We start from the raw sequence: 26,058 nt of genomic DNA on the forward strand, positions 1-26,058 counted from the left end.
AAATAACATTACTCTAATTAAGAATATAATTAAAAGTAGTGAGCTGAAGAATTAAGCAATAGTTCTAAAATTACCTGCTATATTATTATTGACGATAAATTATTTACAGCTTTTATTGAATCTGTTAGATTACTTGAGATGTGTAGTCCTAAATATATAGTACGTGATCATATTAATTTACGAAGTTCGTCTTTAATATCACAAATAGATGAAAATTTTAGTCAAAAAATTAGTAAAATAAGTGACTTTTGGTATTTTAGGTAATGATACTCATTTACTGCAAAAAATTATCTCACCAAAAAATGTAAATCATGATGTTATAAATATTGGTTTTTAAGTGAGTCTATTATGATTAATCTGGAAATTTTATTAAATTTTGAAGATAATAATATTATACCTGTAAATAGCACTGTTTGCTAATGATGATCAGGAAAACGCATTTATTAAATGTTAACTTAAAGGTAGTAACAATTGCTTCTGCATTAAGTGCAGAACATTTAATATTGTCATATGAAATATTATAGGTATAGGTATCCAAGACATTGCCGTATAATATAAAAATACGAGATATTAACTTATTGAAAATCAATGTTAGAATAACTTTCTTAAAGAAGAATTAATTAAAAACGGTTACGTACATTTTGTAAATAGTGAACTACAAAATTCAATATTGTCAACTATGTTTGATATAAATATAAATTAATGCATAATCTGCTATTAGTGATAAATTAAGAGAGGTTTTTTATGGCAGGAGCATTAGCATCCGATCTTTTATTTGTAGGGTTAACTAGACCGCCGATGATATTTGGAGTCAGTATTAAGTTTGCTGCATTAAATATGATAATGACGATGATATTCTTTATTTGGAATAACGGTATTATGATTTTATTCATTGCAACGGCTTTGCATTTGATAGCTTATATTATATGTTTTAAAGAACCAAGGTTCATAGAATTATATTTAAATAAAATGTCAAGAACTAGCCAATGTCCTAATAAATTTTACTACCGAGCAAATTCTTATGGTATTTGAGTTTGATGTCATTGCCTGCCTATCCAGGAAAGCATTGTTGCGTGGCTCGGTAAATCAGTTGTTATCCTGCAGCTTGTGAGCTAGATCCAGATAAAAATATATACTACAAGTTATTTTTTGGATACCGTGTTCAAGCTAAGGTATAACACCGAATGTGTTTTGTGATCCACGCAACGAAGATACGTGGGAATGACATCAGTACAACATTTCAGAAATAACTAATAAAATAACAATATTTAAAATCAGGTGAGGTAATGAAGTTATTTAGAACTAGAGCAGCTAAAGAATTCAGGTCTAAACAAGAAAGACCCACTTCACACTTTATCCCTTATAAATGTCATTGGGATAGTAATACCATTTTAACTAAAGATAATTCGTTATTGCAAGTTATTAAAATAAACGGCTTTTCTTTTGAAACTGCAGATGATGAAGATTTGGACATTAAGAAGAATATAAGAAATGCCTTACTTAAAAATATGTCTTCGGGAAATATCGTTATGTATTTCCATACTATTAGAAGACGTAAAGCAGTAATATTTGATGATACTGAATTTACTTATGATCCTACTGTAAAAGTACCTAATGATTTTATTACTTATTTAGGTGTAGAATGGCGTAAAAAACATGCTGGTAGCAAGTCGTTTTTTAATGAATTATATATTAGTATTTTGTATAAGCCTGATACCGGTGGTGCTGCTATAGTTGAGTATTTTCTAAAGAAGCTTAGACAAAAATCTAATAAAATCGCTTGGGAAAACGACATGAAAGAAATGAAAGAAAATCTTCAAGAAATGTCAACTAGAGTGATTAATACATTCAGAAGTTACGGAGCAAGATTACTTGGAGTGCGTCAAACGCCGTCAGGTAATTATTGTGAAATTTTAGAATTCCTTTCATCTTTAGTTAATTGCGGTGATTCACCCGGTCCTATAGCATTACCGCGCGGTACTATTGACGAATATTTACCGACACATCGCTTATTTTTTGATTCACGTACTATTGAAGCAAGAAGTCCGCTTGGCAAAAAATATGCGGGAATAATTAGTATACTTGAGTATGGTCCTAATACTTCAGCAGGAATTTTTGATGGATTCCTGCAAATGCCTTTTGAATTTGTCATGACTCAAAGTTTTGTTTTTGCTAACCGAACTGTAGCAATAGGTAAAATGCAATTACAACAAAACCGAATGATACAAGCAGGTGATAAGGCTACTTCACAAATTGTTGAAATTTCAACGGCACTTGATATGGCCACTAGTGGTGATATCGGTTTTGGTGAGCACCACTTATCCCTTTTATGTTCTGCAAATAGTATTAAAGCTTTGGAAGATATATTGTCAATGGCATCAGTTGAGCTTTCTAATTCAGGAATTCAACCGGTCAGAGAAAAAGTTAATATGGAACCTAGTTATTGGGGGCAGTTACCTGGAAATATGGAATATATAGTACGTAAATCTACTATAAACACCTTGAATATGGCTAGTTTTGCATCGCAGCATAATTACCCGCTTGGTAAAATTAAAGATAATCATTGGGGCGAGTATGTCACAGTACTTGATACTACTTCAGGTACGCCGTTTTATTTTAATTTTCATGTAAGGGATGTTGGACATACTCTAATTATCGGTCCAACAGGTGCCGGTAAAACAGTTCTTATGAATTTTTTATGTGCTGAAGCACAAAAATTCAAACCTCGTATGTTCTTTTTTGATAAAGATCGAGGAGCAGAAATATTTATACGTGCTTTAAACGGAGTTTATACAGTAATTGACCCAGGTTTAAAATGCAACTTTAACCCTTTGCAGCTTGAAGATACTAGTGAGAATAGGACATTTATTTTAGAGTGGCTTCGTGTGCTTGTAACTTCTAACGGTGAAAGTTTAACTGCACAAGATAATAAAATCTTATCTCAAGCGGTAAGTGGTAATTTTAGATTAGAAAGAAAAGATAGAAGGCTTAGTAATGTTATAGCATTTCTTGGTATTGATACACCAAATAGTTTGGCAAGTAGGATTGCAATGTGGGTCGGTAAAGGTTCACACGCTAAGATATTTGACAATGAAATTGATGATATCGATTTACAAAAAGCAAGAGTATTCGGTTTTGATATGACTGAATTACTTAAAGATCCTATAAGTCTTGCACCGGTATTGTTATATATTTTCCATCGTATTAATATCTCTTTAGATGGTCAGAAAACGATGATAGTGCTTGATGAAGCATGGGCTTTAATCGATAATCCAGTATTTGCACCTAAGATCAAAGATTGGTTAAAAGTGTTGAGAAAATTAAATACTTTTGTTATATTTGCTACGCAGAGTGTTGAAGATGCCGCAAAAAGTAGAATTAGCGATACGTTGATTCAACAAACAGCCACGCAGATTTTTTTACCTAATTTGAAAGCTACAGATATTTATCGTAGTGCATTTATGTTAAGTCAGCGAGAATATATTTTAATTAAAACTACCGATCCTACTACACGTTATTTTTTAATAAAACAAGGAGTAGATGCTGTAGTTGCCAAAGTTAATTTAGACGGTATGAATAATATAATTAGTGTTTTATCTGGCAGAGTTGAGACTGTAATATTGCTCGATCAAATTAGAGAGAAATACGGCAATGATCCGGATAAGTGGTTACCTATATTTTATGAAGCAGTTAAAACATTATAGATTGGAAGTGTGTCAAAAAAGACTGTCATACCGTGGCTTGACCACGGTATATACAAAAACAACCAATAATAGTATTAGTATTGATACCGTGGTCAAGCCACGGTATGACAGTCTTACGATACACGAGGCAAGTAACTAGTTATGCAATTATTTCCTCGTAGTATAATTATAACATTAGTAATAAGCTTTGTCATAAATTTAGGACTAGTCACTAAAACTCATGCCAAAGATACTCTTGATAGCATTATAGATGTTTTAAGCGGCTTAACTTGTGAAACTCAAGGAGTCGGTGATTTATTGCGTAGTGAATTCTCTCATACATGTATTGTTGCCCCGTTCTTTACTTTTGCAGTAATGAATCTTGTTTCTCCCGTTTTATACATGAATACATTTTTAAAGCTTAAAATAAACGATAACGATTTATTTAGTAAGAATGAGCATGATGATTTTGGGTATTTCCCTGGAGGTCAATGTACTCGTGAAAACAGAATTGATCCTAACAAGCCGGAATTACGTTTTGCTTTATGTAGTAATGCTAAATTAATTGTAGCTCGAGCAGAGGCTGTAGCAAAATCAGCACTTGCTATTGCTAAAGCTGTATTAACAGGGAGCGATCCTTGGGACGATATAAAAGAAGCATGGAAAAATAATAAAAAGGATTATTATGTTCCATATAGCGGTAAGCCAGGTGATGATGGTTTTGCCTTTGATGTCGGTTTCCCTGTAATATATTGGAAAGTTATTCAAGATAAAGATAGAATATGTGTCTCAACAAAGGGGTTTACAGGAGATGTTCCTGTCGGTTGTAAATATATGAAAGAGCCGTTTCCGAAATCCATGTATAATAGTTTTATGGATGTAGGAGATAAGGATTTGATTGAGAATACAAATAAAACTCCTACAGATCCTTTAGCCCTAGTTTCATGCAGTAGTGCAGGTGGAGGATGTTATCAAAAAGCTTATAATGCTTCAAAAACTGCAGTAGTCATGACCTCTCCTCTTATAGAATGTATAAGGCAAATGATTGCTAGGTTACTAATTAGTAAAGATGTTTGTAGTTTTGATAATGTAAGTCAAGTGATTAATCTTGCTTCAAGGCAAGATAGTGCATTATTTCAGTTTCAAGTAAGAATGTATAAAATAGTTGCAGCTTTCTTAACTTTATATGTTATGTTTTTTGGTTTTAAACTATTACTTGCAGGTGAAGTACCACCAAAAAGTGAGTATATAAATTTTATATTGAAAATGATATTCGTGACTTATTTTTCAATAGGAATTAATATAACCCCTGGTAGTGGTTCTCCGTATGACCGGCTAGATGGTATGATTCAGTGGGCGTTTCCTTTCTTACTTGACGGTATAAATGCTTTAGCAAGTTGGGTTATGAATGCTGCTCCGTCTAATTTATGTAAATTTAACGGTCCTGGTATTTCCTATGATGGCAGTGTTTCCTATATTGCATTATGGGATGCATTAGATTGTAGGGTAGCTCATTATTTAGGGCTTGATATATTATCTACGTTACTTGTCGAAAATGCTTATCGAAGCCATGATTTTTTAAATTTTGATTTCTTTAGTTTTAGTGCACCGCCATATATTTATTTGTTAATTCCAGCGATAATCTCCGGTAATATGATGTTAGTGTCACTCGCTCTTGCTTATCCGTTACTTGTGATTTCGGTTGCTGCATTTATGGTTAATGCAACGATTATGTGTATGATATCTATAGTAATACTCGGTATTTTAGCTCCTCTTTTTGTACCAATGTTTTTATTCACGTATACAAGAAATTATTTTGATAGCTGGGTTAAACTAATGATTTCGTTCTTGCTACAGCCTATGGTGGTAGTTACTTTTATGATCACGATGTTTTCGGTATATGATTATGGTTTCTACGGTAAATGTCAATATAAGAGCAAGTTAATTCACAATAGTATAGAAAATCTTGCACAGGGCAGTACTTCAAGTCGTGATGTTTTGATATTTTATATTAATAATGATTGGAATGATAAGTCACAATATCCTACTGATGAGGATGTGGAAAGTTGTCAAAATAGTTTAGGTTATATGTTAAATAACCCTATTACCACAGCATTTAATTTTACAAAAAATAGTGTAAGTGAAATTGTCGGTAGTAAATCGGGCGATACCTCTACCGATAAATTTCTTGCCAAATTTCAATTTTTATCGGGAGTGATTTTAGGTCCAGGGATGTTTTTTATGTCACCAAAAGTCGTTTTTGAGAAAATTAAAAATATTTTGCTTGCGTTAGTTACGGCATGTTTTACATTGTACTTGATGTATCATGTTAGTAGTCAACTGGCTGAATTTGCTGCAGATATGACGGAAGGAGTAGCTCTGAATAATGTTGCTATAAAGCCGCAAGCAATATTTAAGGCAGCTATGGCATTATCTGCTACTGTTGCGGGTGCTGCAACTAAGGGTCTAGATCAGGTAGCAAGTAGGAGAGGAGGTGTAAGTGATTTAGCAGGTGGTTTAGGTGGCGGAGTAAGGGATAATGTTGCTGCAAGCGGAGGTGTGTCGGCACCTAAGGTAATGCAGACAACTTTGTCTTCTGTAGCCACTGCTAGCCCAAAAACTGTAAGTAGTGAAGCAAGATCGGATGTTGTTACTACTACTCCTGCTTCTCCAGAAGTTGTATCACTTCCTTCTAGTATTAGAAGTGCTATTTCTATATCTGAACCACAAAGTAATATTAAATCTGAAAGTGCTGGAAAAATCATAAGTGATAATAATCAAGAAAGTAAAAAAGAGATCGATAATACTCCGCCTTTACAAGAAAAAGTTGATAATGCAAGTAAGGGTTCAGGAGTAAGTGATTTAGCAGGTGGTTTAGGTGGTGGAGTAAGGGATAATGTTGCTGCAAGCGGAGGTGTGTCGGCACCTAAGGTAATGCAGACAACTTTGTCTTCTGTAGCCACTGCTAGCCCAAAAACTGTAAGTAGTGAAGCAAGATCGGATGTTGTTACTACTACTCCTGCTTCTCCAGAAGTTGTATCACTTCCTTCTAGTATTAGAAGTGCTATTTCTATATCTGAACCACAAAGTAATATTAAATCTGAAAGTGCTGGAAAAATCATAAGTGATAATAATCAAGAAAGTAAAAAAGAGATCGATAATACTCCGCCTTTACAAGAAAAAGTTGATAATGCAAGTAAGGGTTCAGGAGTAATTGATTATAGTTTTAACTTGAAGGAACATGATAATCCGACAGGAGTAAAGCAGATACGGGAAAATGCAGAGATTCGGGATAAACGTGCAGAAGTAGAGAAAGCATGGAATGAATTAGTAGCAAGTGGAGGAGGAAGAATAAGAGACCAGCAAGGTGAAGAAATATCAGAACGACGTGCAAATGCCGAAAAAGTATGGGATGAGTTAGTAAAAAACGGTGTAGTAACAGAAAAAAAAGATAATAGTTCTAATGAAAACTCTTAAAACCTTAAAGATATTTATTATGGTTTGTATAGCGTCTGTAAGCTTAGCTAGCTTTGCAGGTTTTGGGGAATCATGTTCTAGTTTACCGGCTACTTCAGACAAATATTTAGAAACAGATACAGCATATGGCTATATAATTCGTAATATTGATATGAAAGATCCGAGAGGTAATTGTGACTCAGCTGTGCCTGGTATAACGTTTTGTTTTAAAAATATAGAAGGTAGTAGTAGTCCTTGTACCATGTATACTTTAAATGAAGGTGATTCTAAGAAGATTAGTGATTTAAGTACTGATAATAATCCTGATCTTGGAGCAAATCCTGTATTACAGAATATCGTTTTAACGGTTAAAAAATTGGATAATGATTTATGTTTAATTATGCCTACATCAAGGGGTCCGATGCCGGTAGCATGTAAATCTTTAAGTGCTAATCCGCCGCCTAATCCGTCTGATTATGAAAATTGTAATATAGGTAAAAATTGTTATACGGGAGCAAGTTATAGTCAATCGTTAATTAATTTTTCCGGTCTTGCAGTTCAGTGTTTGAGTGAAACACTTAATAAAATATTTTTTGTTGGAAATAGCTGTAGTTCTCAAGATCAAAATTCTAGAATAACTAATCTTGCCGCTTTTTCTACGTTTCAAGGTTATTTAAAGAGAACTATAGGTGCAGCACTAATTCTCTATATTATGTTTTTTGCCTTTAATATGGCTCTAAATAAAGAATATGCAAGTACTGAAAAAATAGCTCTTTTTATAATAAAATTCTTATTTGTTGCTTATTTTTCTATCGGTCTTGGACCTTTAGATTTTAGCAGCGGTCAGCCGACAAAAGAAAACGGTATGTTAAAATACGGACTACCTCTTTTGACGGGAGCAGCACCAGACTTTGCACAGATGATCTTTAATGCAGCAGGTGCTAGAGGATTATGTCAGTTTGATAATTCAAAGTATAAGGACGGTTATAAATTTTACGGTTTATGGGACGCTATTGATTGCCGTATAGGTTATTATCTTGGTTTGGATTTACTTTATAATATAGATAAGAATCGAGTTTTAGGGCGTTCGGTCGGCAATGGTCCCAGTGGTAATAATGAGAAGATACCTAACCTTGGTAATCCGGATAAAAATAGTCCAAATGATTTAAGTAAAGCAGGATCACTGAGGTTTTTTACAGTTATGTTTGGATTTTTTATGGCTGGCAACGTCATTATATTTGCAGCAGGTTTAGTATTTTCTGTAATATTTTTATCTATACTTTTATATTTTATTACGCATTATTTAGTTTGCATGGTTACTATTTACGTTATGACATATGTTTCTCCTATATTCATTCCTATGGCTCTATTTACTCGTACAAAAGCTTATTTTGATGGGTGGTTAAAAGTATGTATTTCATGTACATTGCAGCCGTCAGTAATAGCAGGTTTTATAGCTTTATTAATAACTATGTATGATTCCGCAATATTTAAAAATTGTGAATTCCTTAGACATGATTATGAAAAAGGAGATATTAGATTTAGTACTTTTGAATTAAGGCTCCCTATTAGTGCTGCAGACAAATGTCAGGAAAGTTTTGGATATAAAATGTTACAATATTATGCAGGTGAAGGTTGGGAAGAGCATTTATTGATACTTTTCCCAATAAAATCAATTGTTAGAGATGTTGTGTCTATTTTAGCGGAACTTTTGTATGTATTAGTATTTTCAGTTATTTTTTATTATTTCTCTAAATCTATAGGGCGTTTTGCTGCTGATTTAACTAACGGTCCTAATATGGACGCAGTAAATGCACGTTCAACTAAAATAGTTGATTTAGTAAAGAAAGGAGCTGCGTTCCTTAAGGATGCTGCTATAGCTTCACAAGGCAAGCCACTGGTAGGACATAAGCTGAGTGGAGGAAGTAGACGTAAAGGTAGGGTGCAAAGTGATGATACACTTGGTTCACACGGAAGAAGTAGTGATAATGCCAAAGATGCTTTATCGACAAGTAGAGGTAAATGATAGAATATGCAGAGTAACTTGTTAAAAGTTTTAGGAGTACTCGCTATAGTAGCAACGTTAGTTTGCTTTATTTTTGCAGCACTTGGTATGATAGGAGCAGTAAAAATCGGTAACGGCTGCTACATGAGATATGACGCAGACGGTAAAGGTGGTAGAGATTCAATAACTGATACTATAACCCTTAATGCTAATGCTAATTATGTATACACTTCTAAGATGCTGTCCGACGGTACAACTCGGCTTATTCCTGATCCTACTCGTTACGGTGAATGGTTAAATACTAAGGTGCTAGTAGAAAATAGCCAATCGGTGAATTTACAAGTCGTCGGTCAGGTTAGTTTGTGTTTAGCTTATATACCACAAGATAATGTCCAACGTACTGGACCTGGATCTAATTTAGATGATAACGGTAAAATGATTCCGATCCCTCGTGTCACCGATTCAAATATTCCTCCTATCTCTCTAATAATGGATGCCAAAAATAGTGAGTGGCGTAATATTGCCGAATTATACGCCAATGATAGAGTTTTAGTTTCCATATCTCCTAATTTTATCGGTACAGAGGCAACAGTTAATGATGCCTTTAAAGGTACTGCGGTCACGACAGATTGTTCACAAGGCAAAACTTCTTATGAGCCGATTTGTGGAAAATATTCTTTTTATTCTGGTCAATATGTTAATGCTTGTGAATTGAAACAAAATTATTGGCAAGGTAATCAGCATAGGGAACCATGTCATTGTGTTTTTGGATGTATTTATCAAGAAGCAGTTGCTAAGTGGGTATGTGATTCTGCTAATGCAGCTTCTCATTGTTGTCTTAGTTTGGTATGTGACTCCCTACCTGCTTGGATAAATCACTATGGCACAATGCCAGAATCTTATAAAGACGATGGTAGTTTTACCTTTAGTTGGTCAGATAATTTGGGTAATTTATTTATTGATTATTCAAATCTTCAATGTTCCAATAATGCTAATATTTTACCGAATGGTAAATGTCCTGATGTTGTCTCTAATCGTAGTCCTAAAGATAAAGATTATATTGGAGGTGTACATTGTACTTCAGGAATATGTAACGATGGAGATTTTCAAAAGCATCGGAGATTTTGGTATACAGCGGATGGTAAAGGAGGTAAAGGACCAACTGGATTAATATATCAAATGAATGATACGGGTTCTGTAAGTCAAGCTTTGCCTTCTAATCTAGAATTTGCTAAGTTTGTTGCAGATTCAGATCAACTGCCTGAATATAAAGATAAAGACGGTAAATATATATATAAAGTTATATATAATATACCTTTTAACAGCAATATTGAAAAAAGTTATTTACAATATAGACTTTGGTCTCCCACCTCACAAGATGCTAGTAAGAATACGGGTGGATATGTTCTAAATATTAAACAGACTAAATGTTATAGAGAGAACGGTAATAGTTTTAATGATACTTTTAATGATCGGGGACGAGTGCAATACATAATAGTAGCTGGTTCAGAAAACCCGAATACTAGCGGTAAATCTTATTCACCTCAAGGAATTAACGTTGATAGTGATGGTAAAGCTAACATTATTGCAAATGGAGATGGTTATATATGGATGAGAATTCTAAACGATTCTAATGATTATAAAGATAGTGATGGTAACTATAAAGTACATTTCTCAACATTCTTAAAAGTAGGAAGTTTTACTGTTAAAGTAATGAATCCATTACTTCAGTTATTTAAAACTAAAGTGCAAGGGGCTGCTACTTCTATTTTTAGAAATATGGTATGTTATAAAGCTAGTGATAGCTCGTCCTGTACTAATTTTTTTACTTATATTAAAGCGATTTTAATTCTGTATGTGATGACTTACGGAGCAATGTTCTTGCTCGGCTTTACTAAGATAAACCAAAAAGAGCTAGTAATTAGAATAGCAAAAATTGGAGTAGTTAGCGGACTTATAAACGGTAATACTTTTGAGTTTTTTAATAGCTATCTTTTTGATGTAATTACCGGTTTTTCAGATGCAATTATTGCTAATATGAGTGGGTATAGTTTGTTTACTTCTACTAATACTATTTCTAATCCTTTTATGTTTTTAGATGCAGTAATGAGTAAAATATTTTTTAGTCAAACATTTATTGCTCAATTACTTGCACTTCTTTCTCTTGGGCTGAGCGGTATTATATATTTTATAATTACTTTTATTGCGCTTGGTATAGTAATTGTTACAGCACTTAGAGCTATGGCCGTTTATATTATGGCATTTATGGTAACTTGTATATTAATCGGTATAGCCCCTTTATTTATTAGTTTCTTATTATTTGATTTTACTAGGTATTTATTTGATAATTGGGTAAGGTTTACAATCCGCTATATGATAGAACCGGTAATTATGATGGCGGGTATTATAGTACTAACACAGCTATTTACCATTTATCTAGATTTTGTTTTAGGTTATAGTGTTTGTTGGAAATGTGCTTTACCGATAAAAATTCCATTTATCGGGACTATTTTACCTATTGCATTATTGAATGTACCGATCTTCTGTATTAATTGGTTTGCCCCTTGGGGGATGGATTATATGTCAGGTATGATGGGAGTGAATATGCAAAATATCGTAGCTTTAGTTATTATTGCTTATGGTATGTACGGTTACGTCGAATTTTCAGGACGTATGGTAGTAAAATTAACTAGTGCTGCCGGACCTTCAGCTACTGGTATGGGCGAAGCAATGTATAATGTTGCAGAACAGAAAACGTTGAGTCAAGTAGGAATGGATGCCGAGACAAGAAAAGGTATTACTGGCAGAGCGGAATCACGATTGAAACAACGCAATAAAACATTAGATCAAGCTGAGAAAAACAGAAAACATACGCCGCAAGAAGGAGGTGAAAAGACAAATGAAGAACCGCCTAAACCTGAAACACTGAAATAATATAATATGATGAAAATTCTTAAGAGTTTAGTTGTATTAGTTTTATTTATGACCGTACCAGCTAAAGCTGTTGATACTTTTTCATGGATGTCAACCAGTTTTAGTGGGTTAAAAAGCTTATTCGGTTGTTTAGAAGTGCCTGAATTTACAAGTTTTCAAGAGGGTAATATAGGCATTAGTTTATCTACAGCTGGAACGTGGCAGTCAACAGGTAATGCTGTTAAGAAAGGTAAATTATTAAAAATAAATTGGTCTACTTCAGGTATTACTCCTGAGCCTAGAAAATATCTAGTATTATATAGAATTGATCCAAGGTTTAGTACGCCGCAAGTTTTCATTAAAACTTATAATTATACTAAATTACAATTTGAAGCTTTAGGATTTCCTCGTTTTGTTACAGGAAATAACGGTGCTATACCGCCTGATAAAGATCTTGATGCACTTTCATTTACTAAAATGTCTGATTCTGTTAAGTATTTTAACTATTCTAACGGTCATTCGAGAATTCAAGTTAATGCTGGCGATGTAGTAAATATTAGTTTAGTTAGTAAAGATAAATTTTTTAGCCCTAATACTCCAAAACTTCCTAATACTGTAGATAATATTTTAACACAGGAACTTGATAGTTCAGTATTCGCTGCTTCTGCACTTTATACTCAAAGTAACCTTGGCAACTTTGATAATAGAATAATTTACTTATCTGCAGAGCAGGTGTGTAATATGATAGATGCGTCAAGAACAAGTGTATGTAGAGGCACAGGCACTGCTACAAAATATAAAAATACCGATAACGGAGTAATAGTTGGTAAGCCTATGAGAACAGGAGCAGTAGAGCATTTTATGGGCTTAATTAATTCTTGTCCTGCTAATGCTGGTATAGATACTAGTCCCGCTTGCTATTACGATCAAGGTAGAGGGATGATAATTAAAGTAGGCCGGCAGGTTATTAAGGGACGAGATCAGCGTTTTGTAAATTCAGGCAGTACTCACAGTAGTTTTATATATTATCAAGCAACTAGCGGCGGTACTATGGATTTTACTAGTGATTGGTCGTCTACTGGAATGTTTGATAAGTCAGTTTTAATGAGTGATTGGAGCCGAAATTATTCTGGTGATTATAATAGGTTTGTAAATGATATAAATAAGAATGATTGGTCAGCTAATTTTTTATATTTCGGTCGTTATGTGATGATTGTGGAAATAGGTAACGGGACAAATTCAATTAGTCCGGGTGATCACCAAAATATAAAGTTAGAATATTTAATTACACCAAATGGTACGTTACCTGATTCATCTGTTCGCGGTATGCCGGTAGATTATAACTTTGCGACTGATGCACTGCAAGATGGATATTTATGGTTAAGGGTGGTAAATCCTAATAGTAATATACAAGGGGTAGTTAGTGTAAATTATGCTAATTATACTGGTACAACTTGGTTTTCTGATATAGTATATTACGGTGTTATTAAACCTATTACCGATCAGTTTAGAACTTTTAGTCAAAACTTTTATATTAAGTTAGTGAAAAATTCTGCAGTGCAGAATATAGCTAAAGCTGCATTAACCCTTTATGTTACTATATTTGGCCTAATGTTTGTTGCTGGAGCATTAAAATTAACTGCTGTAGAAGTAATAACACGTATATGCAAAATAGCTATAGTAGCTTTTTTACTTAGAGAAGAAAGTTGGGATTTCTTTAATACATATTTTTTTAGTGTATTTACTAACGCTATTGATTTTTTTGTAACTAACGTAGTAGGTGCTACAAGCTCTAGATCTAATATTTTTGGTTTTATTGATCCTATATTTGATAAATATACTAACGGTAGGATTTGGGGACTACTATTTATTGAATTATTGCAAATACATAATGGTTTAGCATTTATCTCTGTTATAACCATTTATTCTCTTATCACTTATTTTAGAGCTATTTTAGAAGTTATAATAGGCTATGTTATTGCATTCGTAGGGGTAACTGTTATGATTTCATTAGCACCGTTTTTCATAATATTAATGTTATTTGAAAAAACTAAGAGTTTATTTGATAACTGGATATCAATATTGCTTAGCTATGTAGTGCAGCCGACAATATTATTAATTTTCTTTTTATTGATAGATCAGGTTTTATCTGAACAGCTTTTAAAAGTAGTAGTTAGAGCCTGTTGGGATACTCTTATACCAATAAAAATAGGGCTTGATTTAACACATCTCGGTATTCCGATCAATTTCTCTTTTACATTGCCGTTCTTACCCGGAATACCTTTCTTTGTACCAGATGTTCCGGAAATTAGTAGCTCGAATATTTTAACGAACAATGCTAATACTTTCTTAGTATTATTTACTACGGCTTTATTATTTTATTCATATTGTCTGATGTCATATGGTTTAGTAACTTTTGTAAATGTAGTAGTCGGAATGCTTACAAATGTTACACCAGCACGAATATCAGGAAATTATCAAGAACGTTCTGATCCTGTGGGAGCCATTATGCATGATATAGATTCGGTAACAAAACCAATTAAAAAGACTACAATAGTTCCAGCTAGAGTTTTCAAAGACAAGATAATTGATCAAAATTATAAAGCTAGAAAACCCGAAGGAGGTGGTGAGTATACAAATAAATTCCTTGCCGAGCGTAATGACAGAAAAAAAGAGGAAGAGGTGAGAAAGTAAATAAATTGTCATACCGCGACTCTTGATTGCGGTATCTATTATAAAAATTAAAAATAACTGTCTTTAAAGATGTTGTGATCAAGTCACAGCATGATGAAATAACTTGAAATGAACAAAAATATTTTTATTACATTATTAATATCGCTATTGTTGCTTTCCAGTTGTACCGGTGATACTTGCATTGACCCTGATGATTTCGGTTTTATCAAATTTAATATCTCTTCTAGATATGATTTGGAAGAGATTACTTCAAGACAGGAAGGAGATCAGGTAGCACCATGGCGTAATAGTGCTTATAAAGTAAACGGTTATCCTTTAACCGTTATGGTAAGACCGTGGAGTTATATACTTGGCGATAAAAATACTTCAGGTCAGTTATCTGCATGGTGTCCATGGTATGGTCAAAAAAATGATACAACTACTTTGGCTGCTTTGTGCGTTAAGCTACAACCGTGTCTTTTTATAGATAATGATATGTGTAGACCTAGTCCTATAAATCAAAATGATGCTGCTATTTATAATGCTCCATGTATCATGACAAACGGTGTAGGACTTTATTTTCTTATTGCCGCTAAAAATACCGATCCTAATATTTCGCCCGATTCACAGCGTAAACCGCAAGGTATAACTCAGCATTTAGGAGAACCGCCTCCAAATAACGATTATGCATTTTATAGTATTAGTAGTACAGGACAATTTTTAAAAGCCGGCGGTATAAATTATCAATATAAAGGTGAGGATAAGTCAAAATATGCTCAATGTCCTCTTTATTTTAAGATTATAGATAAATTTTATAATGATAATAGTGGGCAATATAGATTAGTGATAAAGTCTGGAATTAGTGATACTAGACCTGACCCATTACAATTTTTAACGAATTTGATAAAAAAAGTATTATTTGGTACTAGTGATCAAGATCACGGCATTGTAAGAAAAGTTTATACACAAATAATTGATACTTCTGGTTATAGAATGAGTGTCTCGGCTATTTTAACTCTATATATAATGTTTACGGGCTTTTCCTTTTTAATAGGTAATATAAACCTTACTCATGTTGAACTTATAATTAGAATATTAAAAGTTAGTATAGTCTCAATATTATTAAGTACGGATAAAGCTTGGACATTTTTTCATGATTATTTATTTGTATTTTTTATTGATGGAGTTCAGCAAATACTGCAAATAATTAATGAGGCTTCTGCTAACGGGCCAGGTTCTCAAACCTTGCTTGGGTTACTTATTGCTCCTCAAACTTTATCTAAATTATTTTCTTTACTGTTTGTTGATTGGCTTGGCTTTATATACATCATTCTATATTTTATAGCTCTGTATTTTATTTTCTTGCTTATATTTAAAGCTACTATTATCTATCTAACTGCTCTTATAATTATCGGTATGATTATAACTATGGGACCGATATTTATTTGCTTCATGTTGTTTAATATCACTCGTTCGTTATTTGAGAATTGGTTAAGGCAATTAATATCATATGCAATACAACCTCTAATCTTATTCGCTGGTATTGCTTTTATTTCAATGATCATCAGAACCGAAATATATTCAACGCTTGGTTTTGCAGTATGTAAACATGATTTTCCTAATTTAGGTCCGATAAATGAAATATTTGGTAGTTTCCTTGAGGATATAGATCCAAGTCTTGGTAATTCAATATTTTATTGGTGGTTCCCCGTACCAATGAAAGGGGGTATAAATAATTTCCACAAAGCAAAGATATTAGTTCCTGAAGATCATATAAGAGATGACGGTAAGCATTGCGCTGCGTATGAGTGTATAGATGAACGCTATATTGAGTTACCGTTTTTAGATTTAGTTAAAGATGCAAAAAGAATTAGTAATTTTATAAATGGGAAATTTGTCCAACTTGACGGGATATTATTGATTTTTGTGTCTATTTATTTACTAAGTAAATTTAATGATATTGCTATATCGACAGCAGCATTTATTGCCGGTACTTCGGGTAATTTAACAGACATACAAAAAGTTAATCAGCAATCTGCATCACTTGCAACGAAGCAAATGAATAGACCACTAAATTATGTGGCTAAGACATTAAGTGCACCTGTAACTACCCGTGTAAGTGCAAAGTTGGAGGAAACAAGTATGTTTTTTGCCGCGAAATTTGAAAATATGATGATGAGAAGACTTGAAAATCAAGCCCTTGGTTCTGCTGCTAACAAAGCCGTACAAAATGAAGTTAAGAGGAAATACGGTATAGATTCTAAAGATGTAAAAATGAATGCTATTACGGATTATGAAAACAGTATTTCAGGATTATTAGAGAATTTACCTAAAGGGAATGAATTAAAAGCGAAAGAACTATCACAAATGAAATTTACTCAGCTTCGAGATAAAATTGCTGAAAATAAATATGGAGTGAAAGATTACGACTCTTTAAGTAAAGAACAAAAAACTGAGCTTGATAAGTTATTAAAAGATGCTAACTTACGTGAACTAGCTAGTGATGCAAACTTTACTAGAGATTATCAAAAAGCTTATAAAGATGCTCATCAAGATATGTCAGGGCGAGGAATAGGTTTATTTGGTAAGAATATAGGAGTATTAAGAAGTTGGCAAGAGATGCAGCATCGGGTTAAATCTAAGAGGGCTTTAAAAGAACAAAAACGTGTAGGTATAGGTGAAAAAATATATGCTGGTTATACAGGAATAACAAGAGCTGCTTTAACTGCAATAGTTGGTAAAGATTTACGTGATGCTTATGAGGGTAATCTAACTAGTGCTGAATGGCATGATTTTGAATATAACGATCCAAGACTGAGAACTTATAGTGAAAAATTAAAAGATGAAGAAAAAGTACGAGAATTTCAAGAGCTTCAAATGCATATTAATAAGGAAACGCTAGCTGCTCAAGCAGATGTGTTATCACCGGAATATCTAGCAAGACTAGAGCAAACAGGTAGACAGAGTGATGTGGAATATTATCAAGAATTAGCTCAAAGAAAGCTAATTCATGAGGTACGTAGTAGGTTATCCGAGGAAGATGATCCGGTCATGATGGGTGACAGATTTATGCGTGAGAAAGCTACTGATTCTCAGATGCGGGATATGATAGATAACGCTCATAGAAAATATGTACAATTTATAGATGAAGATCGATATATTCGTCGTCAAGAGTATTATGATATTATGCACGAGAAAGCCCAGGAAAATTTAGAACAAACTTATAAAGAGCTTAAAGATCATTTCAAAAGAGATGATATCAAGCTCGAAGAAATGCCGGTATTAATAGCACAAAAGTTCAAAGATACTGACGGGGGAGCTGAAATAGACAAAAAGATTACAGAAGAGATTAATAACTTTAATGCTAATGTTAACAATTACGAATATAGTACTGAAGTACTAAATAAAATAGAGGATAGAAAGCAAGTTATTACCGATGAAGTAAATGCTCAGATCAATCAGATTAATAAATATAGGGAAAATGCAAAAATGCAAACCTATGTAAAACCTATAGTAAATAAAGGCAGAAAACTAAGAAAATTAGAAGATCATTTGAGAAATATGAAGTAGTAAAAATATAGGATTTTTGTTTGTGCTGTAATAATATTATAATGTATTATTATGAATAAAGCAAAGATATTTATGAATGGTCAAAGTCAAGCAGTAAGATGACCTAAGGAATTTTGTTTTTTAGCTCAAGAAGTAAGCATCATTCTTTTAGGAACAGTATTACAGCCAATATTAAAAACATAGGAGAAAGTATTTGATGCAATAAAACCTACAGAGGTGATTTTTCCCTGAAGGAAGAAAGGATTTGCCACTACAACAACGAAACTGGGAATTATTTAAATGATTTACATGTTAGATACAAACGTTTATATTTAAGTAATGGATAAAAAACTTATAACTTACTTACAAAAGCTTAAAATAGTTGAAAAAATAATTCTGTAGTTATTCCTTCTATAGTATTAGCTCCAATATGGAGTATCTAATGCAAGTAATCAGAATAAAAAACAAATTAACTTAGACGCTTTTTAAAATAAAGTTGAAGTAATAAGTTTCTCTGCAAAGAGTGCATTTTACTATGGCAAATTGAGAAGTATCTTAGAGAAGAAAGGAACAATAATAGTGAGTAATGACTTACTTATTGTAAGTAATATTCTAGCTGGGAATACAACTTTCATCACTAATAATATAGAAGAATTTAAGTGTATACCTAAAATTTAATTTTAGAAAATTGGGATAAATAAAAAATAGTAGATGAAGTTTAATTTGAAAAAGAGCAAGGAGTATAATATAAGGTGAGTATCAATTAAACGTTCAGCACACCGCAGATCTTATAAAGCCAAATTTTTAAGTGCAACGTATATACACTGTTGCGAAAATTTCCTATTGGTTTATAGAGAAACAACATATAATAATGTTTCACCGCATTTAATGAGACTTTTTTAGATGTGATTCTAGCTAAGAAATTAGGTACTAATTACACTCCTCGAAAAGAAATTAACGATCCTGATTTTGACAGAGAATCAGCAAAGCATTTCATCGATCTATTACTTAGAGCCGATGGCTTTAAGCCTGTAAAACTGCAGTAGTGCATCCGATCAATAAAGAATCATTACTCGGTTCAGTTAGAGCAGCACAAATTTAATGTAATAAAACTAGTTTTAATTGGACCTCAACATAAAATAGAAGCAGAAGTTAATAATGTTGATCTTGACGATTATCAAGTAATTAATGTTGAGCATAGTTACGATGAAGCAGCAAAAAAGCCTTAGAACTTGCAAAGAAAAGAGGCAGCTCTCATGAAAGAATCCTTGCATAATGATGAGCTGTGTCTACAGTAGTTCATAAAGAAAGTGGTCTGTGTACCTAATGCTGTATAAGTCATGCTTTCCTAATCGCAGTCGCTACTTTTTCAAAGCCGTTGATATTACCGATACTGCCTATTAATATTTGTCCTACTCTAGAAGATAAGCGTGATATAGTACAGAATTCTATTGATTTAACGCATATGATCAAAGAAGATAAAGAAAAGTTTAGAGTAGCAGTATTATAGCAGTTGAGACGGTGACTTCTGCAATGCCTACAACCATTGATATTGCTGCTTTATCAAAAATGGCAGATTGCGGACAGATCACGAATGCTATAGTTGATGGACCGCTTGCATTGTAGAAGCAAAAGGTATTAGCTCTTCAGTTTCAGAAAATATTAGTAGTACCAGATCTTGAGTCAGGCAATATGCGTGCAAAGCAGCTAAAATATTTGGATCAGGCCGTTATGACAGGTATTGTACTTGAAACACGTCGATTATTCTAACAAGAGCCGATCCTATGGATATGCGTGTTATTTCCTGTTGTACTTGCTTTGTGTATTTATAATCATACCAAAGGCAAAGTTTTACCTATTTAAACAGGTAAAAAAGATGTTATTTTTATAGCTAATTCCAGTTCATATAGTTTAAAAATTTCTATTTTTGAAATTCAGAATAAAAAAGTTAAGGATAAATATTTTTGTAGAAAAAAAATGACAATAAAATACTATTCCACATCAACAAAAATCGTGAGTCTACTACAGATATCACCGGTGATCCTATTAAAGGAATGATTGATCTTTTTGAAGATGTATAGGAAAAGCAAGAAAACCTAAATTTAATTACAACTGGTTACTGTATTGTCTATCTATGGCGAGAAAAATTTTTAATAAACCGTTGATTGTTAATGAAAAAGTTAGTGAAGTTAAGAGCATTAATATCCTTAAGTCCCTTGCATCAACCTTATAATGTGTAGGTATTGGTTTTTAGAAATACAAAGAAGTCTCACATATAGCCTGTTTTGATATGTCGTTTCATTCTACCTATTCGCCTATTACAAAAGTTTCCGATTTACCGAAAAATATTATGATAAAGGGAGCATTCTCAGTTTAACAAGTTCCATGGGCTTTAGTAGCTGTACTTGATGGTGTGTGATGCTGGGTACAAGAACAGGTAACCTTGATCCTGGATTAGTGTTTTATATTTTATTGATTATGCGAAAATGAACATGCAAGAAGTAACCAAGTTATTATATAAGAAATCATGGTTACTAGGTGTGTATGTAGGATGAAAGCTCCGATATATGTACTTTACTTGTAAGCAATTCGCCAGATGCTAAATTCGCTATAAATTTATTCGTCTATTGTATCCAATTTGAAATAGGTAAGCTAACTGCTGCACTTGAGGGGCTTGATTGCTTAATTTTTACTGCTGGTGTTGGTCAAAATTCTGCCGTAATACGTGCAATGATTACTAAAAAATTTTCGTGGTTAGACATTAAAAATTAAAATAGATGATGCAAAAAACCAAAAAAACGATTATAAGTACTAAAGATAGCAGAATTAAAGTCTTCGCTGTACTGATGAATGAAGAGCTAATCCTCGCTGAGGAAGTGATGAAGTTTTTATAATATAAATTGGTTAATCTTTCATTACTTATACATCTATTTTTCTTTATTAACTTTTTTTGAAATAAAATATATGCAATTATAAGTATATTTTAACTTAAATTTTGGAGAAAGTTATAGTAGAAAAATTTGATAAAAAGAAAGTAGAAAAACAAATAAAGGATATAAAAATAATAGGATAAATCCATATTGTGATGCAATAAAGTACGGTTCTAAAGTGTATTTTATGAAACAGCAAATTATAGCAGAAAAAGCATCTAAAGATTATAATAAAGTATTAGAGATAGACTATAAAGCAGCAAAAGCCGGCATTAAGTTAGATAAAACTGCTATGAGACGTTTGGATAAAATAATAAGTACTTGTTTTAAGCAGCTACGCAGAAAAGTGATTTTAAATAATATCAAAGCGATTATGCTTATAGAACGAGTCAATAAAAAGCTGAAGTATTTAGGAGTGGTGCAACAGTTGCTGCTAGAAAGCAAAAAAAAAAGAAAATTATAAAGGTAAATTAAAATTATAATTTTATTGTATTAATTATCTTAAACGTATGTCTAGGCTTCACGCTACAATCTTAACCATTTTTCCTAAAATGTTTCCTGGGACTTTAGGATATTCTTTAGCAGGGCAAGCACTACACAAAAATATTTGGTCATATGACATTATTAATATTCGTGATTTTGGTTTAACTAAGCATAAAAACATTGATGATGCAGCATATGGTGGAGGTGACGGGCTTATAATGCGTCCTGATGTTCTAGGGAATAGTATAGATCATGCTTTATCGTTAAATTCTAATGCTAAAATTTACTATCCTTCACCTCGCGGTAGAGTTTTTACTCAAAGCTTTGCTAAAGAGATGATAAAAACCAAAAATATCATATTCTTATGCGGACGTTATGAAGGGATTGACGAACGTGTAATTCAAGAGTATAGTATCATGGAAATTAGTGTGGGTGACTACATTTTATCCGGTGGAGAAATACCTACCCTTACCATTCTTGATTGCTTAATTAGGCTACTTCCTGGGGTATTGATAAATCAAAATACCTTATCTTCTGAGTCTTTTGAAGAAGATGGGGAATTTAAAGGAGGGCTTGAATGTGGTCTATATACAAGACCTGAAGTTTGGCGTGGAATAAAAGTACCTGAGATATTATTATCAGGTAATCATAAACTAATTAATGAATGGAAAAGAGAGCAGTCTCGTATGATTACTAAATCACGCCGTCCGGAGTTACTTAAAGATTTATAGAGTGTCAATAGCAAATTACTTATGTACATTGCTATTGATTTAGAAATTTTAGAAATCGTGCTTGGATGCTAGTCTTCACCACGATAATATTATTATATTTAGTAAAGAATTATAAGTTTTTACTAAAAAATAACATATATAATGAATTTATATAAAAGGTGGAGTTGCCTTTCACCTTTTATATTCAATATTTTAACCGAATAGCAGATTATGTAATAATTCGCTATTCGCATTATAGAGATTAAGGAGTTAAATAATGAATATTATTGATAGTTTTGAACAAAAAAATATTGCAAAACTTACCGCAAATAAAAATATCCCTGATTTTGAAGCCGGCGATACAGTTAAGGTAACTGTTAAAATTATTGATAGATCAATTGAGAAAGACGGTAAGGAAAAACTCACGGAAAGATTCCAAGCTTATGAAGGTGTAGTTATTGCAAAAAGAAATCGTGGTATTACTTCTTCTTTTTTAGTGCGTAAAATTAGCCACGGAGAAGGTGTTGAAAGACGTTTTATGACTTACTCGCCGATAGTACACTCTATTGACGTAGTAAAGTACGGGGTGGTTCGTCGTGCTAAACTTTATTATTTAAGAAATAGAAGTGGTAAGTCAGCTAGAATTAAAGAGAGACATATCCCTATTGCTAAAAATCAGGCAGTAAAAGCATAAGTATTAGCTGTGTCATCTTAGCTAACTTGATTGGTCTTGCGTAGCTTAAGTTTTATCATCATTGTGAGCGACTGCAAAGCATCGTTGCCTAGCTTAGGAAAAGGGAGTCGGTGTCTCATGCTTTGGCTTGACCCTGGGGGTTCTGAAAAAATGTAAAAACTATGTATTGTTTTAAGTTATTTTTCTAGCTTCCCGCATTCGTGGGAATGACATCTTAAACGTTCGTGCAAAATACATGTTCAAGCCAGAGTATGACAATATAATACTTCAAAAATTCAAATCCCTAAAGTATCTCTATAAAGCTCAAGCATAGCGTCTTGTTCGGCAAGTTTATCTTTATCCAATTTCTTTAGTTTTAATATAGATTTCATAGCTTTAACGTCAAATCCATGTGAAGAAGCATCTTGAAAAATATTTTTTATTTCCTCCAATAAATCCGCTTTTTCTTGTTCTAATCTTTCTATTTTGCTTATATATTGCTCTAATTGTTCTTTGACTACTACTTCTGACATAAAAAATCATTTAACCTTTTTGAATTTACTATATAATACAAATATAACTTTTATTCAATACAATATATAAAATGCAAATTTATCCTTTGAGACTTTTACCGAATAAAATCGATTTTGATTTTATGAACTTTAAAAAAGTCAGTTACACTTTCTCAATTATTTTATCACTTATTAGTGTTATTTCGATCGGTATATATAAATTTAATTTCGGTATTGATTTTGTCGGTGGTATAGTTATTGAAGTAAGACTGGATCAAACCCCTGATTTACCAAAAATGCGTCAAATTCTAGGCGAGCTTGGAATAGGTGAGGTGGTCTTACAAAATTTCGGTAGTGAGCGTGATTTATCGATTAGATTAGGTAGTAGTAGTGAAGCAAATCTCATGGAAAATATTGAATTAATTAAAGCATCTTTGCACAATAATTTTCCGTATAAGTTTGAATATCGTAAGGTAGATTTTGTCGGTCCGCAGGTTGGTAGGCAGTTAATAGAAGCAGGGACTATGGCAATGCTATTCTCTTTTTTAGCCATTATGGTTTATATTTGGGTGCGGTTTGAATGGTATTTTGGTCTTGGTATACTTATTGCCTTAATGCATGACTTAATACTCGCTCTTGGGTTTATGAGTATGACAAAGCTTGATTGTAACTTAAGTACTATTGCCGCAGTGTTAACTATTATAGGTTATTCCGTTAATGATTCGGTAGTAATATATGATAGGATTAGAGAGAATTTACGTAAATACTATAAAAAAAATATCACGGAAATTATAAATTTAAGTATTAACGAGACTTTATCAAGAACTATTTTGACGGTAATTACTACGCTACTTGCCAATTTAGCCCTTATTCTTTTTGGTGGGGAGGCGATTCGTAGTTTTAGCGTACTTGTATTTTTTGGGATAATAGCCGGTACTTATTCATCAATTTTTATCTCTGCTCCAATACTTACAATGTTTGCTAATAAGAAGTTTAATAATAAGAAGTTTAATAATAAGAGGTAATAGGTACTTGCCATTGTCATTCCGTGATTTGAGTGCAGAATCGAGTTTTTAATTTTGCCTGGATAGCTTTAGTCAAGCCCATGGCATGACAATAATTAAAACTAGAACTATTTATGCTAAAAGAAGAAGACAAAATTTTTATTAATTTACATGGTCAGCAAAGCCATGATTTGAAATCTAGCAAGAAACGCGGTGATTGGGATAATACTAAAGCTTTGCTTGATAAAGGTAGAGACTTCATTATTGAAGAGGTTAAGCAATCAGGGCTTAGAGGGCGAGGTGGTGCAGGATTTTCTACCGGTATGAAATGGTCTTTTATGCCAAAAAATTCAGAGAAACCTTGCTATTTAGTAGTAAATGCAGATGAGTCTGAGCCTGGCACATGCAAAGATCGGGATATATTAAGGTTTGAACCACATAAATTAATAGAAGGTTGTTTGCTTGCAAGTTTTGCTATAGGAGCGAATAATTGTTATATCTATATTAGAGGTGAGTTTTATAATGAAGCTTCTAATATTCAGCGTGCATTAGATGAAGCTTATAAAGACGGGTTAATAGGAAAGAATGCTTGCGGTTCAGGGTTCGATTGTAATATTTATTTACACTGCGGGGCGGGGGCTTATATTTGCGGTGAAGAAACGGCACTGCTTGAAAGCTTAGAGGGTAAAAAAGGCATGCCACGGCTGAAGCCACCTTTTCCTGCCAGCTTTGGATTATATGGCTGTCCAACTACTATAAATAATGTTGAGTCTATCGCAGTAGTGCCGACCATTTTAAGACGTGGAGCTAATTGGTTTGCTTCTATTGGTAAGCCTAACAATACTGGGACTAAGGTTTTCTGCATATCGGGTCATGTTAACAAGCCTTGCAATGTTGAAGAAGTAATGGGGATTCCATTAAAAGAATTGATTGAGAAATATGCTGGCGGTGTGCAAGGTGGTTGGAATAATCTTAAAGCCATAATTCCAGGTGGTTCTTCCGTTCCGTTAATTCCTAAATCTATCTGTGAAACTGTTGATATGGATTTTGATAGTTTGAGAACTGCAGGTTCTGGACTCGGTACAGGTGGTATTATAGTTATGAATCAATCTACCGACATTGTTTATGCAATAGCTAGGCTTAGTAAATTTTATATGCATGAATCATGTGGGCAATGTACCCCTTGCCGTGAGGGTACGGGTTGGATGTGGCGAGTTATGATGCGGCTAGTTAAAGGTAATGCCAAAAAATCTGAGATAGACCAACTTCTTAGCGTTACAAAAGCAATAGAGGGCCATACTATTTGTGCCTTAGGTGATGCGGCAGCTTGGCCGATTCAAGGACTGATACGTCATTTTAGAGATGAGATTGAAGAGAGGATATGTCATCTCATGTAGATTGATGGAGATTGTTACATGGTTGCAGATGTCATTTCAGCAACGGTGGAATCCAGAAAATAACGTCAAT

13 protein-coding genes and 3 pseudogenes are annotated in these 26,058 nt (G+C 33.1%); 15 read left to right on the forward strand and 1 reads right to left on the reverse strand.

The window, feature by feature from the left end:
* The first annotated feature begins 43 nt into the window (after positions 1-43).
* The 13 genes and pseudogenes from A1E_RS07365 to rplS all read left to right on the forward strand — a co-directional run bounded on the left by A1E_RS07365 (position 44) and on the right by rplS (position 23,096).
* Positions 44-703, forward strand: a pseudogene (locus tag A1E_RS07365) (acetylglutamate kinase).
* Between the two features lie 41 nt (positions 704-744).
* Positions 745-1,032 (forward strand): VirB3 family type IV secretion system protein, encoded by a 288-nt coding sequence (locus A1E_RS00470; protein ID WP_012148250.1) that lies wholly within the window; start codon positions 745-747, stop codon positions 1,030-1,032.
* A gap of 254 nt (positions 1,033-1,286) precedes the next feature.
* On the forward strand, positions 1,287-3,704 hold the full coding sequence (locus A1E_RS00475; RefSeq protein ID WP_012148251.1) for a VirB4 family type IV secretion/conjugal transfer ATPase: 2,418 nt from the start codon (positions 1,287-1,289) through the stop codon (positions 3,702-3,704).
* 141 nt (positions 3,705-3,845) lie between these two features.
* A complete protein-coding gene (locus tag A1E_RS00480; protein ID WP_012148252.1) occupies positions 3,846-7,160 on the forward strand; it encodes a TrbL/VirB6 family protein in 3,315 nt (1,104 codons plus the stop codon).
* Positions 7,147-9,165, forward strand: coding sequence for a TrbL/VirB6 family protein (locus tag A1E_RS00485; protein WP_012148253.1), 2,019 nt, complete (start codon positions 7,147-7,149; stop codon positions 9,163-9,165). Before A1E_RS00480 ends, A1E_RS00485 begins: the two co-directional genes overlap by 14 nt.
* A 6-nt stretch (positions 9,166-9,171) precedes the next feature.
* A complete protein-coding gene (locus tag A1E_RS00490) occupies positions 9,172-12,078 on the forward strand; it encodes a TrbL/VirB6 family protein (RefSeq protein WP_012148254.1) in 2,907 nt (968 codons plus the stop codon).
* Positions 12,079-12,087: 9 nt separating this feature from the next.
* Positions 12,088-14,751, forward strand: coding sequence for a TrbL/VirB6 family protein (locus tag A1E_RS00495; RefSeq protein WP_041405217.1), 2,664 nt, complete (start codon positions 12,088-12,090; stop codon positions 14,749-14,751).
* 108 nt (positions 14,752-14,859) lie between these two features.
* The gene (locus A1E_RS00500; protein WP_012148256.1) at positions 14,860-18,300 is read left to right on the forward strand and encodes a TrbL/VirB6 family protein; all 3,441 of its coding nucleotides are present in this window, start codon (positions 14,860-14,862) and stop codon (positions 18,298-18,300) included.
* An 884-nt stretch (positions 18,301-19,184) separates the two neighbouring features.
* A pseudogene (locus A1E_RS06035) lies at positions 19,185-20,142 on the forward strand (bifunctional enoyl-CoA hydratase/phosphate acetyltransferase).
* 18 nt (positions 20,143-20,160) lie between these two features.
* Positions 20,161-21,173: pseudogene (locus tag A1E_RS05230) on the forward strand (acetate/propionate family kinase).
* Positions 21,174-21,396: 223 nt separating this feature from the next.
* The gene (locus tag A1E_RS00510) at positions 21,397-21,672 is read left to right on the forward strand and encodes a hypothetical protein (RefSeq protein ID WP_012148260.1); all 276 of its coding nucleotides are present in this window, start codon (positions 21,397-21,399) and stop codon (positions 21,670-21,672) included.
* A 46-nt stretch (positions 21,673-21,718) separates the two neighbouring features.
* Entirely contained in the window at positions 21,719-22,423 is a 705-nt protein-coding gene (gene trmD / locus A1E_RS00515; RefSeq protein ID WP_041405218.1) for a tRNA (guanosine(37)-N1)-methyltransferase TrmD, read from the forward strand.
* Between the two features lie 256 nt (positions 22,424-22,679).
* Positions 22,680-23,096, forward strand: coding sequence for a 50S ribosomal protein L19 (gene rplS, locus A1E_RS00520; RefSeq protein ID WP_012148262.1), 417 nt, complete (start codon positions 22,680-22,682; stop codon positions 23,094-23,096).
* Between the two features lie 275 nt (positions 23,097-23,371).
* Here rplS and A1E_RS00525 read toward each other — a convergent pair whose 3' ends face one another.
* Positions 23,372-23,608, reverse strand: a complete 237-nt coding sequence (locus A1E_RS00525; protein WP_012148263.1) for a DUF2312 domain-containing protein — start codon at positions 23,606-23,608, stop codon at positions 23,372-23,374.
* A 71-nt stretch (positions 23,609-23,679) separates the two neighbouring features.
* Here A1E_RS00525 and secF point away from each other — a divergent pair, with 71 nt between their 5' ends.
* Positions 23,680-24,612, forward strand: coding sequence for a protein translocase subunit SecF (gene secF, locus A1E_RS00530; RefSeq protein ID WP_012148264.1), 933 nt, complete (start codon positions 23,680-23,682; stop codon positions 24,610-24,612).
* A gap of 113 nt (positions 24,613-24,725) precedes the next feature.
* Positions 24,726-25,988, forward strand: coding sequence for an NADH-quinone oxidoreductase subunit NuoF (gene nuoF, locus A1E_RS00535; RefSeq protein ID WP_012148265.1), 1,263 nt, complete (start codon positions 24,726-24,728; stop codon positions 25,986-25,988).
* Positions 25,989-26,058: the final 70 nt, after the last annotated feature.

Origin of the sequence: Rickettsia canadensis str. McKiel, assembly GCF_000014345.1 — a bacterium.
In the GTDB taxonomy this organism is placed as follows: Bacteria; Pseudomonadota; Alphaproteobacteria; order Rickettsiales; family Rickettsiaceae; genus Rickettsia; species Rickettsia canadensis.